This is a genomic window from Marivirga salinae, assembly GCF_030503855.1.
Taxonomy (GTDB): Bacteria; Bacteroidota; Bacteroidia; order Cytophagales; family Cyclobacteriaceae; genus Marivirga; species Marivirga salinarum.
On sequence record NZ_CP129971.1, the window covers coordinates 3,691,106 to 3,706,169 of the forward strand.

The 15,064-nt window shown below is 34.4% G+C and carries 9 protein-coding genes; 7 read left to right on the forward strand and 2 right to left on the reverse strand.

The features are described 5' to 3' along the window. Window positions 1-34: 34 nt before the first annotated feature. Window positions 35-1,957 (reverse strand): DNA primase, encoded by a 1,923-nt coding sequence (gene dnaG, locus QYS49_RS15440; protein ID WP_308348563.1) that lies wholly within the window; start codon window positions 1,955-1,957, stop codon window positions 35-37. 137 nt (window positions 1,958-2,094) lie between these two features. Here dnaG and QYS49_RS15445 point away from each other — a divergent pair, with 137 nt between their 5' ends. The 7 genes from QYS49_RS15445 to QYS49_RS15475 all read left to right on the forward strand — a co-directional run bounded on the left by QYS49_RS15445 (window position 2,095) and on the right by QYS49_RS15475 (window position 13,249). Next, on the forward strand, window positions 2,095-3,189 hold the full coding sequence (locus QYS49_RS15445; protein ID WP_308348564.1) for an Mrp/NBP35 family ATP-binding protein: 1,095 nt from the start codon (window positions 2,095-2,097) through the stop codon (window positions 3,187-3,189). Window positions 3,190-3,201: 12 nt separating this feature from the next. Then, window positions 3,202-3,477 (forward strand): NifU family protein, encoded by a 276-nt coding sequence (locus tag QYS49_RS15450; protein WP_308348565.1) that lies wholly within the window; start codon window positions 3,202-3,204, stop codon window positions 3,475-3,477. A 120-nt stretch (window positions 3,478-3,597) separates the two neighbouring features. After that, window positions 3,598-6,549 carry a M43 family zinc metalloprotease gene (locus tag QYS49_RS15455; protein WP_308348566.1) on the forward strand — a complete coding sequence of 984 codons (2,952 nt, stop codon included), beginning with the start codon at window positions 3,598-3,600 and terminating at the stop codon, window positions 6,547-6,549. Between the two features lie 190 nt (window positions 6,550-6,739). Further along, window positions 6,740-9,424, forward strand: a complete 2,685-nt coding sequence (locus QYS49_RS15460; RefSeq protein ID WP_308348568.1) for a D-alanine--D-alanine ligase family protein — start codon at window positions 6,740-6,742, stop codon at window positions 9,422-9,424. Then, window positions 9,421-10,209, forward strand: coding sequence for a PASTA domain-containing protein (locus QYS49_RS15465; RefSeq protein ID WP_308348569.1), 789 nt, complete (start codon window positions 9,421-9,423; stop codon window positions 10,207-10,209). The genes QYS49_RS15460 and QYS49_RS15465 overlap by 4 nt, the downstream gene beginning before the upstream one ends. A 50-nt stretch (window positions 10,210-10,259) precedes the next feature. After that, a complete protein-coding gene (locus QYS49_RS15470) occupies window positions 10,260-12,128 on the forward strand; it encodes a T9SS type A sorting domain-containing protein (protein ID WP_308348571.1) in 1,869 nt (622 codons plus the stop codon). 818 nt (window positions 12,129-12,946) lie between these two features. Continuing rightward, entirely contained in the window at window positions 12,947-13,249 is a 303-nt protein-coding gene (locus tag QYS49_RS15475) for a GIY-YIG nuclease family protein (protein WP_308348573.1), read from the forward strand. A 353-nt stretch (window positions 13,250-13,602) separates the two neighbouring features. Here QYS49_RS15475 and prfB read toward each other — a convergent pair. Further along, window positions 13,603-14,695, reverse strand: a protein-coding gene (prfB, locus tag QYS49_RS15480) for a peptide chain release factor 2 (RefSeq protein WP_308348574.1) whose coding sequence is annotated in 2 segments (ribosomal slippage) — window positions 13,603-14,634 and window positions 14,636-14,695 — 1,092 coding nt in all. Because the reading frame shifts where the segments join, the coding sequence is not laid out codon by codon here. Between the last annotated feature and the right edge of the window lie 369 nt (window positions 14,696-15,064).

Below are 15,064 nucleotides of genomic sequence, written 5' to 3' on the forward strand. Positions count from 1 at the left end.
ATTAAAACGAATACATGCTTTAAGTGTTTGAATATTATTTCACTACCACCATTCCTAATAAATTGCCAATTTCTAGTTTAGCCTGATTGAGCTGCATTAAATACTGTAATATCGTTTCTTCATCTTCTTGGGAGTCAGTATCCTTCAGTTTTTCTGTGTTTTTCTCCATCAGATGAAGAATAGAGCGATGCTTTAATCTCAATACATGAATATAAATGGAATCGTTTAAAATATGGCGTTCGTGGGGAGTGTAAATTTCAAATTTCTTCTCCCAATTTTCACTCAATTCATATCGATCGGTATATAATGAAAATATTACTTTTCTAACTTCTTCTGAGCCATTCTTAATAAAATAAGCTTCATTTAAAATTTCCCCATCCTTCAAGTGAGAAACAAAATCTTTGAGTATTTCAGCATAAACAGGATGAATAAATTCCGTATCGGCTAGTTCTTGTAATAAATAATCTATTACCAATTTATCATCCGCCAGCGGTAATTCAGCATAAGTAAGCAATAATCGTATGCTTTCTCTCTCTTGCAAAGCTGCTACATCAAACGGACTATATTGCTTTTGAATTTGCTCAGGCGCTTGGTTATAATTTTCGCTTAAATAATTAGCTTGACGCTTAGTTATATCTCCTTTGCTCTGCTTGTCTCGAAGAACAACTTTATTCTGTTCAGCAATTAATAGCGCTTCATCTATTTCCAGAATATCACTGCATTCCTTAATGTAAATTGCTCTTTTTACAGGGTCAGGAATTTTTGAAATGGAGCGCACAATATCCTGAATGGTTTCCGCTTTCTTGATTGGATCCTGTTTGGTCTCTTCCAATAAAAGATCAGATTTAAAGCGAATGAAATCCTTAGCATTGTCTTCTAAAAAGCTTTTGAAAGCTTCATCTCCCATTTTTCGAGAATAACTATCAGGATCTTCCCCATCAGGAAAAATAACAACCTTTACATTTAAGCCTCCTTCTAAAATCAAGTCGATTCCTCGCATTGCAGCTTTTAAACCTGCGGCATCACCATCGAATAAAACAGTGACATTCTGAGCATATCTCCCAATCAGTTTAATTTGTTGCGTGGTCAGAGATGTTCCTGAAGAAGCTACCACATTTTCCACTCCTGATTGATGCAGTGAAATAACATCCGTATAACCTTCTACCAAAAAACAATTTTCTTCATCCCTGATGCTTTTTTTCGCTTGAGCTATTCCATAAAGAACTTCACTTTTATGGTAAACATCCGTTTCAGGTGAGTTTATATATTTCGGCTGCTTTTTATCATTTATTAATATTCTGGCACCAAAGGCAATCGGCTTTCCGGAAATGGAATGAATAGGAAAAATGACTCTGTTTCTGAATCTATCGTAGGTTTTATCTTCCTTTTTGATGATTAAACCTGCTTTTTCAAGTAATTCTTCAGAATGACCAGCTGTTTTAGCTGCTTTTATTAAGCCATCCCATTGATCTAAAGTATATCCTAGATCAAACTTATCAATAGTAGCATTTGAAAAACCTCTTTCTTTGAAATAGCTTAGACCAATAGATTTTCCTTGCGGGTGATTATGTAATAAATCTTTAAAATAATCGGAAGCGAAATTTAAAACGATATAAAGGCTTTCTCTTTCATTATAAGCCTCTTGCTGTTCAGGAGAAGATTCGGTTTCTTCAATTTCAATCTGGTACTTATCGGCTAGCTGACGAATAGCCTCAGGGAAATTAAGCCCTTCCAAATCCATAATAAATTGGATGGAATCACCGGCCTTTCCACACCCAAAGCATTTGTAAATCCCTTTGTTTGGCGCAACCGAAAAAGAAGGTGTTTTCTCCTCATGAAAAGGGCAACATGCCCACATATTCTGACCTTTCTTTTTAAGTGGCACATAGTCTCCTACCACCTCTTCTATATCGGCTCTATCTTGAACTTCTTGTATGGTTTTTGGACTTAACCCCACTATTTTCTAAGGATTTTTAATATTTATTTAAACTAATTCCAACTAAATTACCGTATGAATTGTTAGCTAAATTGATAAAGTTTAACTTGCAACAATTTCAATGCAAAACTACGATTTTTAAATCATAAAATTTATATATGGCTGTTACTAAAGATAGCATAATTAAAGCATTAAGCACAGTAGATGATCCGGATTTCAAAAAAGATCTGGTAACGCTGAATATGATACAAGATGTGAGCATTGATGGAAATGCCGTTTATTTCACTGTTGTATTAACCACTCCAGCTTGTCCGCTTAAAGAAATCATCAAAAATGACTGTATTAATGCCATTCATCAGCAAGTAGACAAAGATTTGCAGGTATTTCCAAATATGACTTCTAATGTTACCTCAACCAGAAGTACCGCGCCTTTATTGCCCAATGTAAGAAACATCATTGCCATTGGATCTGGTAAAGGAGGAGTAGGAAAATCTACTGTCACGGCTAATCTTGCAGTATCTTTAGCACAACAAGGTGCAAAAGTGGGATTAATTGATGCAGATATTTTTGGTCCTTCAATTCCTACCATGTTCAATTGTGAAGCAGAGCAACCAGAAGTAAAGCAAGTTAATGGTAAAAATATTATCGTACCTATTGAGCAATATGGTATAAAGCTTATTTCCATTGGGTTTTTAACTCCACCGGATAATGCGGTGGTTTGGAGAGGACCAATGGCAAGTTCTGCTTTAAAACAATTCATAGGAGATACGGATTGGGGAGAATTAGATTATTTATTAATTGATTTGCCTCCAGGAACTAGTGATATTCATTTAACCTTGGTACAGACCATTCCTGTTACAGGTGCTGTGGTAGTGACAACACCACAAAAAGTTGCTTTGGCGGATGCTAAAAAGGCTATTGGAATGTTCAAGCAACCACAAATTAATGTCCCTATTCTGGGATTGGTTGAAAATATGGCTTACTTTACACCAGCAGAATTACCAGATAATAAGTACTTTATATTTGGAGAAGGCGGTGGTTATAAAATGAGTGAGGAATATGATATTCCATTTCTTGGCCAAATGCCTTTAGTGCAATCTATTCGTGAAAGCGGAGATTCTGGTTATCCTACCGCAATGAAAGAAGGTCCATCAGCAGATGCTTTTAAGGATTTAGCACAAAAATTAGCCCGTCAGGTTGCTATAAGAAATGCAAGCATAGCGGGTACCAAAACAGTTGAAATGACGAGTTGAAATTAATAAAATATGGATATTTTAAATAGAGTTGAAAAAGCATTAGATTCCATAAGACCTTATTTAGAGGCAGATGGTGGTAATGTACGCGTATTGGATTTTAATGAGGGATTATTACGTTTAGAGTTATTAGGCGCTTGTGGCAATTGCCCCATGTCCACCATGACTTTAAAAGCTGGCGTTGAAGAAGCTGTTAAAAAATCTGTTCCAGAAGTAACTGCAGTGGAAGCAATAAATATAACCTCGGCTGATGACCCTAATGCTGAATTACCGCAAACAATGCGCTAATTATAATATTTTGAATTTATATTATTTTCGAAAGAAAATTTTAAACTCAATTCTGTTGCAACTTAATGCTTGGTTTTAATTTTAGGTATATTTAAATTTAGACAAAAGTATTTAGACCCAATGAAAAAACGATACCACTCTTATTTGAAATTCCTCATCAGGAGTGGTATTTTTATTTCCCTATTATTTAATATTCTTAATCTTTCAGCGCAAGAAAAATGCGCAGTACCAAAAATATTAGAAGAGAGAGAAAAGAAATATCCTGAACTAAGCACACAAAAGTTCGAAAACTGGATAGCTGAAAAACAGAAATTAAAAAATACCACTTCCCAAAGAAATCAGAAAGTACTGGTACAAATCCCCGTAGTTTTTCATATCATTCATAATGGTGAACCAGTTGGAATTGGAGGAAATCTACTTAAAAGTAGAATTGATCGCCAATTAGAAGTATTAAATGAGGATTTCAATAGGCTTAATGAAGACGCATCTGAAACCTTAGAAGAATTTCAGGATTTGGCTGCCTCGCTTGAAATTGAGTTTATTTATGCCAAACAAAGTCCAGATGGAACAGAAACAGATGGAATAGTCAGAATACCTGGAAGCCAATCAAGCTACAGCTATCAAGATCGAGGAATTTTAAGTGCAGAAAGTTACTGGCCTGCAGAAGAATATTTAAATATTTGGGTTACTGATTTAGCAGGCGGAAGTTTAGGATGGGCTGAATTTCCTGTCTCAAATTTAGCAGGATTAGATGCTGCTAGTAATAATAGATTAATTGATGGAGTATCTTTAGACTACGTATATTTTGGAGATAATCCAGAAAGTCCTTCTTTCGAAAGTAAGGGAAGAACAGCTACTCATGAAATGGGGCATTTTTTAGGCCTAAGGCATATTTGGGGTGATGGTGGATGCACTGTGGATGATTTTTGTGCAGACACACCCAGTGCAAGCGGTTCAAGTACAGGATGTAATATCACTAAGACCAGTTGCGAAAGTTTAGACATGGTCCAAAACTTCATGGATTATACCAATGACGCATGTATGAACCTCTTTACCCAAGACCAAAAATCCAGAGTAAGGACGGTAATTGAAAACAGCCCAAGAAGAAAAAGCCTGACCGAATCAAAAGGACTAGAAGAACCGCCTGTTTTCAATCGTGATTTAGGACTGACTGAAATAAACTCACAATTCACCGGTAGTTGTAGTGGGAATTTTAGTCCACAAATTACCATCAAAAATCAAGGCCTGTTCATGATTAAAGAATATAGTATTGATTTATATGTGAATGAGCTTTTAACAGAAACCTTGGAATTTACCGATACCTTGGAGAGTGGAGATGAAAAAGTAGTTTATTTTCCACTTTTAAATTTTATAGAAACAGCTGAGTATTCTATTTCCTACAGCCTCAACCTAGAAGGAGCTTTTGAGGATGATCGCTTAGAAAACAATCTAAAAACGGAATATTATCAAAAACTTCAAGAGGGAAATCTACCATATAAAAAGAAGTTTCAAAATAATTTCGATTCTTGGTTTATCAGAAATGCCGATCAAGAAGAAACATGGCAACAATTTAATGATGCAATAGGAGTTCCTTTTTATGAAAACCGTCAGAATTTTGGGCAAAAAGAAGAAATCATTTCACCAATATTTGATTTCACGACTATAGATGTTCCCGAATTAAGTTTTGTATTTGCACAAGTGGCAGATTCTATCCCAAACAGGGTAAGTATTTATGCTTCTTATGATTGCGGAAGAACTTTCAATGATTTGATTTTTTCTAATAATATAACTGATTTATCTACAGCCTACCAAGTTGATTCCATCTTTACCCCTCAATTTCGCTTGGATTGGGATACCGTTAAAATAGACCTAAATCGATTAAGAGATCAAGAATCTGTTTGTTTTAACATAGTGGCTGAAAATAGACTCGGCAATAATTTCTATATAAGTGAATTTAATGTAGAAGAATCAACGAAAAAAAATAAAGAAATTGACGTTTTAAACTGGAAAAACATTAACCCTCTATTTTGTGATGAAGAATTAGAGGGAATACTTACCGTTAAAAATATAGGTAGAGAAAATATTAGCAACTACAAACTAGAGATATTAGACAATGGTAAACTTATAAAAGAATATATTATAAATGATGAAGTAATAGTTTCGGGACAAAATTCAGAGGTAGATATTATAATTCCTCAACCACAACGGGAGAATGGAGAATTTGAGATAAGAGCTATAATCAACAATGAGGAAGAAGAAATTATCAACAATATTTATGTGCCATTTCAGATTAATTGCCTTGAGGAACTTCCACCATTAAGATTAATTCTAAAAAATGGTAATAGTGATAATTGGTTTGAATTCAACCCTGATAAAGATGCAGGCTGGACTTATAGTTCGAATAATTTTGCTGTCAACAGCAACTCTTCTTATATCACTAAAGAATCCTCCGAAGATTGGCTCCTAAGCCCTTTGATGGATGTTAGTAATACTAATTACCTAGGATTAATTTTTGATCTTTCTTACAGAAAAGCATTAAGACAATCCGAGAAGTTTGAAGTTTATATATCCAATGATAATGGTAAAAATTTCAACACTTTAATTTACTCTAAATCAGGAGACTCTTTAGCTACCTCATATGGAAATGATATAACAGATCACTTGACATGGAGAAATGAATTCATAGATCTTTCGCCTTATGTTAACAGAGATAAAATAAGACTAGCTTTTAAGGTCACACATGATAATGGTCAAAACATCTATTTAAAAAACATTTCATTTTTTGTTGGGCAGTCTCCACCTCCGCCCTTTCCAAATGTTAGGAAATCAATTGTCATCTATCCAAACCCGGCTAAAAATGACGTGAATTTACATCTAAATTTGGATGTTGCAGAAGAAGGGTTTTTCCAAATTTTAGATATGAAAGGAAATGTAATATTAGAATTTAAAGAACCTAAAATCCTTAATCAATTCATTAGTTTTGATGTTTCTCAATTAGCAGAAGGAATGTATATATTGAGGCTTAGAACGAATAGATTTTCTGCTACTGAAAGATTCATGATTCAGAAATAGCTTTCTTCAAAAATATTCCACTTTTTAAATTCACAAATTACAAATCATGGGTAGAATTCTTAATTGATATGTTATTTTTACATTTCGTTTAATAATACTTTGCTAATTAATGTATAAGAACAAACTTATCAGATTTTGAGATTAAAAAGTTTGTCTTCATACAGTTCAATAAAATCCATATAAAATAAATATGAGAATCGGAATATTTTTTGGAGGGCAGTCAAGAGAAAGAGAAATATCATTTGCAGGCGGAAGAACGGTTTATGACAACCTTAATAAATCCATATTTGAAGCTGTTCCTATTTTTATAGATAGCAAAGGACATTTCATATTGTTAGATTGGCAATATATTTACAAAGGGACTATCCGCGATTTTTATCCACCGGTTGATTTCTTGCCAAAATCAAATCTGCCTGTTCAGATTTATGCAGAATCTTTGAAAAATTTATCAGACAAAGAGTGGGATCAATTAATTGCTGAGGTTGGACAAAAACTCAATCCTGCTGACTTCAAAAAATATATAGATTTTGCTTTCTTATCACTCCACGGGCCTTATGGGGAAGATGGTAATATTCAAGGGATTTTAGAATGGTATGGAATCCCTTTTAGCGGGGCTGGCATCCTACCTTCTTCTATAGGAATCAGTAAAATTGCGCAAAGACAATTCTTAAAACAAGCTGGATTTGAAGGGCCAAAAAGCCATATTCTCAATAAATACGATTGGAATAAGCAACCTCATGAAAATGTTTATAACAGCTTAAAAAAGGAATTAGGATTGCCTTTGGTTATAAAAGCTCCTCATCAGGGATCCTCCATTGGGGTTAGCATTTTAAGCGATGATAATTTAGAAGAATTTGAAAAACTGGTTCAAAAAAGTTTCTTTGAATTAGAAATTCAGAAAAGCGATTGGAAAAACTACAGTCAAGAAGACAAAATTAGTTTTATTGCCAGATTAGTAGATATAAGAGAAGGCATTGGCTTGCCTGTAATTATTGAGGATGACATTCTTTACACCCCTGATGAATTATTGGACTTCCTTAATGATTCTTTTGCAGAGCAGAAAGAAAGCATAAAATTAAAAGCCATCGACTCAGAGAATTCTCTTTTGATTGAGTCATTTATTGAAGGAAAAGAATTTTCATGTATTGTCATTCAAGATGAGATTGAAAGACCGATTGCATTGCCTCCTACCGAAATCAGAAAAGGTAAAGATGTATTTGACTATCGTTCGAAATACTTACCCGGTATAAGCAGAAAAATCACACCAATTGATGCACCACAAGACATCATTGAAAAAATCAGAACTCAATGTGCTGCTTTATTTAAAGCGTTGCAAATTGATGTTTATGCAAGAATAGATGGTTTCATCACCAAAGAAGGGAAAGTATTCCTGAATGATCCGAATACAACATCAGGCATGTTACCTTCTTCATTTTTCTTTCATCAAGCAGCTGAAATTGGCTTGAATCCTTCGCAATTCTTGAGCTATATTATTAGAACTTCCTTAAAGGCAAGGTTAACTACAGGAAAGCATCATTTTGAATTGCAAAAAATGATAAAACAGCTGGATAATGCTTTGGAGGGATTAAAAAAGGAAGCAAAAAAGAAAATAAATGTTGGCGTAATTATGGGCGGATTTTCTACCGAAAGGCATATCTCAGTAGAGAGCGGTAGAAATATTTATGAAAAGTTATCTTCCTCAGAAAAATATTTACCTATTCCGATTTTTTTAAGTGGAAATGAAGATCAGCATGAGCTATATGTATTGCCAATCAACATTATGTTAAAAGATAATGCAGACGATATTAAAGAGAAAGTTCAGAATTACCAGATCCATCCAATTATTTCTCAAATCAAATTTGAAAGTAATGAGATTACAGAAAAATATTCAGGCATAGGAAACACTCAGTTACAGAAAATATCTTATTCCGATTTACCAGAATTAATTGATGTGACCTTTATTGCACTTCACGGAAGGCCAGGAGAAGACGGGGCGGTTCAAACTGAACTGGAGAAATTGAATATCCCTTATAATGGTTCAGATGTAGAAAGTTCAAAAATCACCATCAATAAGTACGATACGAATGAAATACTGAAAAATGCTGGCATATCAGTAGCCGATCATCGATTGGTTTATGAAGACAAATGGCAAAGCAATAAGGATGCGGAAATTAAGGCTATTGAAAAGCAATTAAGCTATCCATTGATTGCCAAACCTGCTGATGATGGTTGCAGTTCGGCAGTAAAGAAAATAAAAACCAGAGCTGAACTCGAAGCTTTTGCAGGTATGATGTTCCGACCGCAAGCTGAGTTTATAGAGGATTTAGCCAATATTTTGAAACTCAAGAAAAATGAGGAGTTTCCTCAGAAGAATTTCTTTTTATTGGAAGAATTGATTGAAAAGAAAGATGCAAAACACTTTTTAGAAATAACTGGCGGACTTTTAACACATTTCAAAGAAGATGGAAGCATCGAATATGAAATATTTGAGCCCTCAGAAGCGTTAGCAGGAGGTGAAGTTTTAAGTCTGGAGGAAAAATTCTTGGCAGGGGAAGGTCAAAATATAACACCTGCAAGATATACACCTGATGCCGGCAATTACAGTAAAGTAGCGGAGCAAGTGAAAGCCACATTGAAAAAAACAGCTGAAGTACTCGATATCACAGGTTATGCAAGAATTGATGCTTTTGTAAGGGTTTATGAGGATTTGAGCGTTGAAACCATTATTATTGAAGTAAACTCATTGCCAGGCATGACACCGGCAACTTGTATTTTTCATCAAACAGCAATCAATGGCTACAAGCCCTATGATTTTATTGATAAAATACTTTCTTTCGGAACTGAAAAAATGAAAAAACAAACCATTGCAAAATGAAGCTAACAGCTAATTCTTTAAAAGATGTATTCATTCACTTAGGTATTATTATTGGGCTAGGTGTCATAATCGTATTAACTTTTTTCTATATCTATTTACCAGTAACTACCCATCATGGCGAAAGCATCACAGTTCCACAGTTGGAAGGTGTTCATTTGGATGAATTAGATGAATTTTTATTGGAAAGGGATTTGAGATTTGAAGTAACTGCGGACTCAGGCTACTCTGCTGAATATCCAGCTTTAACAGTATTAAGCCAAAACCCTAAAGAAGGTAAAAAAGTAAAAGAAAATAGAAAGATTTACGTCTCGCTGAATGCGACAAGCCCACCAGATGTAAAAATGCCAAAATTAGTAGATGGCTCATTAAAAAATGCGCAGATGGTTTTAGAAAGCTATGGACTTTTATTAGGTGAGATCACTTATGAACCTCATGAATTTCAAAATGCCGTTTTAAAGCAAAAATTAGATGGGAAAGAAATTGAACCAGGGGAAGATATAGCCAAAGGTTCTACCATTGATTTAGTAATTGGAAACGGATTAGGAAGACCATTTCCTACACCCGATTTAGTGGGGAACAATCAAGAAGAAGCAGAATTTATTATTATTGGCAGCGGTTTACAGATTGGTAAAGTGAGAACGCGCGAAGATGATGAAAAGGCAGCTGGCATTGTTTTACAGCAATATCCTGAAGCTGGAACTTCAGTTAGAACTGGTAATCATGTAGATATCTGGGTTGTGGCACCAAAAAATCAAGATGAATTATTGACACCAGAAGAGATATGAGGTCAAGCTGGCTGAAAATATTTTTTATTATTGGATTCTTTTTTCAATCAATGCTTTTTTATGGGCAAATAACTGAAAGCCCTATTGGTCATCTTTATAAAAAGAATTCTAACATACAAATGAGGCTGTCTGTAAGTCAAGACACCATCAGTATGCCAATTTGGGATGACTTTACATATAATAGTCAAGAACCCGATTCAAACATTTGGCTTCATGGGGAACATGTGTTTGTCAATAATGGATTTGCCTACCTCCCTCCTTCCTTTAATGTGGCTACCTTAGATGGTTTTGATGGCAATGGTATAGCCTATAACACAGAAGAAAATGCAAATGGGATTGGAGATAGTTTGGTATCCAAACCAATAGATTTATCTGCCTATGATGAAAATTCCAATATTAATCTTAGTTTTTTTTGGCAAGAAGGATTTGGAGGAAATGCTCCTGATGCTCAGGATTCACTAAAATTAAGCTTCAGGAATGCGGAAGGAGAATGGATACTGGTTCATGGTTTTGGCGGTAGCGGAAACATAGAAAGAACTTTATTTTCCCAGCACTTTGAAAGAGTAAATGATAGTAGCTTCTTGCATGCAGGTTTTCAATTTAAATTTGAATCAGCAGGTAGTTTAGCTGGCGATTTTGATACTTGGAATTTGGATTACATTTATCTGAATGCTGGAAATACGCCAGTTAATACGCAAGGTAATGCCTATGATTCCTATGAGGATCGAACTTTTTCTGAAAAGCCTAAAAGCCCTTTTGCTGATTATTATGCTCTACCCTTAAAGCATTTGAATGAAAGTTGGTTAGAAGAAAATATCGATACCGCAACATTCATTTACAATAATCTATGGGCTGGCAATGCCAATAATTTCTCCTTTGGTACTGAATTTTTCAGCACAGTATATGATACTCTAAAACCCAACCAAATCATTGATTCATTAGAAGTAGATGGAGTGTTCTTAACTGATTTACAGGATACTGCTCAATTTATCTATCACCCAGAAAACAAAAGTCAATTTATAAACCACTTATTATCGGAAAAAGAAAATGAAGATTCCGTTTATCTGAATTTTCAATTCAATTTAGGTACTAATGATAGTTTATTCTTTGAAACCATTGATGGTGTTGCGGTCTATTATCCTGAACTGAGCTTTCGTCAAAATGACACGGTATCGACCATCATTCCATTACATGATTATTATGCATTTGATGACGGTTCTGCAGAATCCAGAGTGCAGTTAAATTCAAGAAACTATCAATTAGCCCAATCATTTGATGTAATTGGCGAACAATTTTTAACTGGTATTGAAATTTACGCTCCTAATATTGGCCAAAACGCCTCAACTCAAAACATAACACTATTAGTTTGGAATAATTTAACTTCTAATACAGATGATATATTAAGAGCACAAAATGTGCTGATAAATCAAAGTGTGTCATTAAACCAATTTCAACGATTTACTTTTGATAGACCAATATTGCTAAGTGGTGAATTTTTTATAGGCTACAGAGAAGAAAATGATGCCCCACTTTCAATAGGTTTTGATAAAAACACCAATAGCGCAACAAGATTATTTTACAATCAAGGTGGTGATTGGGAACCTAATATTACGCTTGAAGGGAGTGTGATGATACGACCAGTATTTGATACAAAAGAAATACAGGTTTCCAATGACAAAAGGATCAACCCAAAACTTGATATTAAAGCCTATCCTAATCCAAGCAGAGGAGTTTTAAAATTCACAAAGCAAGTAGATCAAATTGAAATATATGATCTACAAGGCAGCTTAAAAGTAAGTGAAACAAATATTGAAAGCAGTCAATCGATTGACATTTCCCATCTACCAAATAATTTGTATCTGATTAAATTAAGAAAGGGGAATCAATATTCCACTTTGAAGGTAATGTTGAGGAAATAATTTCTCAGATTAATCCTTAAAAGCAATCTCCCATAATTTTAAAAAGTTAAATTATTACTGCTCAAAAGTATCTCAATACCAAATGGTAACATTCTGTCAATAGATCATTGAAATACAGTAATAATTACTTCTCACTAAATTCAGGGCGTCATTCCTTAATTAAACCATTATAGTCCTAGATTACATCAGATGAAATTAATAAATCTGAAATATATTTTCCGTGCGTCATTCCTTTGAAGAAAGGAATCTAATGATTTTAACCTATGGTTAAAATATCCAGAAAGCTAGAGACAAATCTAATTACCAATCAATTCCTCTATGCCAGTTTTAAGTTAAGAGTATTGAAATTTCGTTTCAATAGGACTAGATCCCTTTCTTCAAAGGGATAGCCTGTCCCGCACTATAAGTCGAGAACGTTCTAATCTTGTTTTTTAGTTTAATGGAAACATTCCTATTCTAGATTAAAATAAACGAAGTTAATAAATTTGAAATCGTGTTTTCTGTGCGTCATCCCTGCGAAGGCAGGGATCTGTTGATTTTAACCTATGGTTAAAATACTATGAAAACAGGCTATCGAACTATCTAGTTGAGTAATCTACCATACACTTGGGTTAAGAGAATTGAAACTTTGTTTCAATAGGACTAGATCTCTGCTTCTCGACTAAAGAACCGGACAGGTTGCGTAGAGATGATGGTTCTAGCCAAGATTGAAGTTAAATTATTAAATGATTCTCCAGTAAAATTCATTTCTAAAATATTTTGCTTTGAATTAAACTTCACATACTTTAGTTAATATTTCACCAAAAAAACTAACCCAAATGACTGCAAAAGGAGGATATGTATATATCCAAAGTAATTTCTCTCGGTCCGTTTTATATGTAGGCTCTACTTCCAATTTATGTAATAGATCTTTCCAACATAAAAATGGAGAAGGTTCCGAATTCACTACTACTTATAAATGCACTGATCTAATTTATTATGAATTTCACAAAACTATTGATAAAGCCATATTAAGAGAAAGAAGAATTAAAAAATGGAAACGAGAATGGAAAATTAACCTAATTAAAGAAATGAATCCTACTTTTAGGGATTTATATGATGAGGTTGCTGATATGAAATAATGATTAATATTATTGAACCTTCGTTTCAATAGGACAAGATCCCTGCCTCCGCAGGGATGACGTTCTAATCTAGTTTAATGCTTTAATTAAAATATTACTGTTCTAAATTAAAACAGATGAAGTAAATAAACTTGAAAAAGTGTTTTCCGGGCGTCATCCCTGCGAAGGCAGGGATCTAATGATTTTAACCTATGGTTAAAATATCAAGAAAGCTAGAAAATAATCTAATCAACTATTAATCCATCTATGCCTTTGCTAGGATAAGAGTATTGAAACTTCGTTTCAATAAGACAAGATTCCTGCCTTCGCAGGAATGACGATCTATTCTAGCTAAGTATTTAATTGAAATATTATCAATCCACAGTTTCATCACTGCCCATTAAATAAGCTTTGATGTAATCATTCAAATCACCATCCAATACGTTTTGAACATCTGTTCTCTCTACACCCGTTCTGGCATCTTTAATTAATTTGTATGGATGCAATACATAATTTCTGATCTGAGATCCAAAGTCAATTTTCTTTTTACCTGCTTCTACTACATTTCTTTCAGCGCTTCTCTTTTCTACTTCAATTTGATATAGCTGGGATTTCAACATTTTCATGGCCTCTTCCCTATTCGCTAATTGCGTTCTGTTGGCTTGACAAATCACCACTATTCCAGTTGGCTTGTGCGTTAACTGCACCTTAGTCTCCACTTTGTTTACGTTCTGACCACCTGCACCACCAGAACGAGATGTATGCAATTCTACATCATTAGGGTGGATATCAATTTCTATGGTATCATCCACAACCGGATAAACATATACAGAAGCAAAAGAAGTATGTCTCCTTCCACCACTATCAAAAGGTGAAATGCGGACTAAGCGATGTACGCCATTTTCAGATTTCAGGAATCCATAAGCTTGGGCACCATCAAATTCCAAAGTAACAGACTTAACACCCGCAACATCGCCTTCTTGAAAATCTACTTCTCTTACTTTATAACCATTGGCTTCTCCCCACATGATGTACATTCTCATCAAGATTCCGGCCCAATCATTACTTTCAGTGCCGCCAGCTCCAGGAGTGATCTGTAACATAGCTGAAAGTTGGTCTTCTTCAGAAGAAAGCATCTTTTTCAACTCCAATTCTTCTGTTTTGGTAAGCGCTTTCTTATAGGCTTTATCTACTTCTTCTTCAGTAGATTCTCCCATTTCTAGAAATTCATAATAGGTCTCTACCTCACCATATAATTCACTCAGCTCTTCGAAATGTCTAGTCCAATCCTTCAAACCTTGAATGACTTTCATGGTTTTTTCAGCCTCATCCGAATCATTCCAGAAATCAGGTTGAGAAGATACTAATTCCAGTTCTTTTATTTCTTCAACTTTCTTGTCGTAGTCAAAGATACCCCCGAAGTGCTTCCACTCGGGCCTTTAAGTCTTTTAAATCGTCACTAGTCATTAGGACTTTGTTTTATGTTGTTTTAAAATTTTAAAATTAAGAAGCTTTATTAGTTTAAAATCTCTTAAATTCAAAGTTATGTTTTTTATAGCTCAATTGCTTTCCTTTTTTCTACTATATAAAAGAACGTACGCTAGGCGTCTTTTACGCTAAAAAATTCTCGCAAAGCCGCAATGGCGCAAAGTTTTCGCAATGAGAATATTTTGTCATCTCTTTTGAAGCCTCATTGTTAACTACAACCTAAAAAAATAACCCTGGTTATTTTCTTATGTGTTCTTTTGTCTCTTTTGTGGTGGGGATATTACCGATTGTACATATTAAAAACAGTATTTTTAACCACAAAAGAACACAAAAGGGTTTTCGCTAAAG

Excerpts from the sequence above, each read along its gene's own strand:
- QYS49_RS15445 (WP_308348564.1), top strand. The coding sequence starts at position 2,095 with ATGGCTGTTACTAAAGATAGCATAATTAAAGCATTAAGCACAGTAGAT.
- QYS49_RS15450 (WP_308348565.1), top strand. The coding sequence starts at position 3,202 with ATGGATATTTTAAATAGAGTTGAAAAAGCATTAGATTCCATAAGACCT.
- QYS49_RS15455 (WP_308348566.1), top strand. The coding sequence starts at position 3,598 with ATGAAAAAACGATACCACTCTTATTTGAAATTCCTCATCAGGAGTGGT.
- QYS49_RS15460 (WP_308348568.1), top strand. The coding sequence starts at position 6,740 with ATGAGAATCGGAATATTTTTTGGAGGGCAGTCAAGAGAAAGAGAAATA.
- QYS49_RS15465 (WP_308348569.1), top strand. The coding sequence starts at position 9,421 with ATGAAGCTAACAGCTAATTCTTTAAAAGATGTATTCATTCACTTAGGT.
- QYS49_RS15470 (WP_308348571.1), top strand. The coding sequence starts at position 10,260 with ATGCTTTTTTATGGGCAAATAACTGAAAGCCCTATTGGTCATCTTTAT.
- QYS49_RS15475 (WP_308348573.1), top strand. The coding sequence starts at position 12,947 with ATGACTGCAAAAGGAGGATATGTATATATCCAAAGTAATTTCTCTCGG.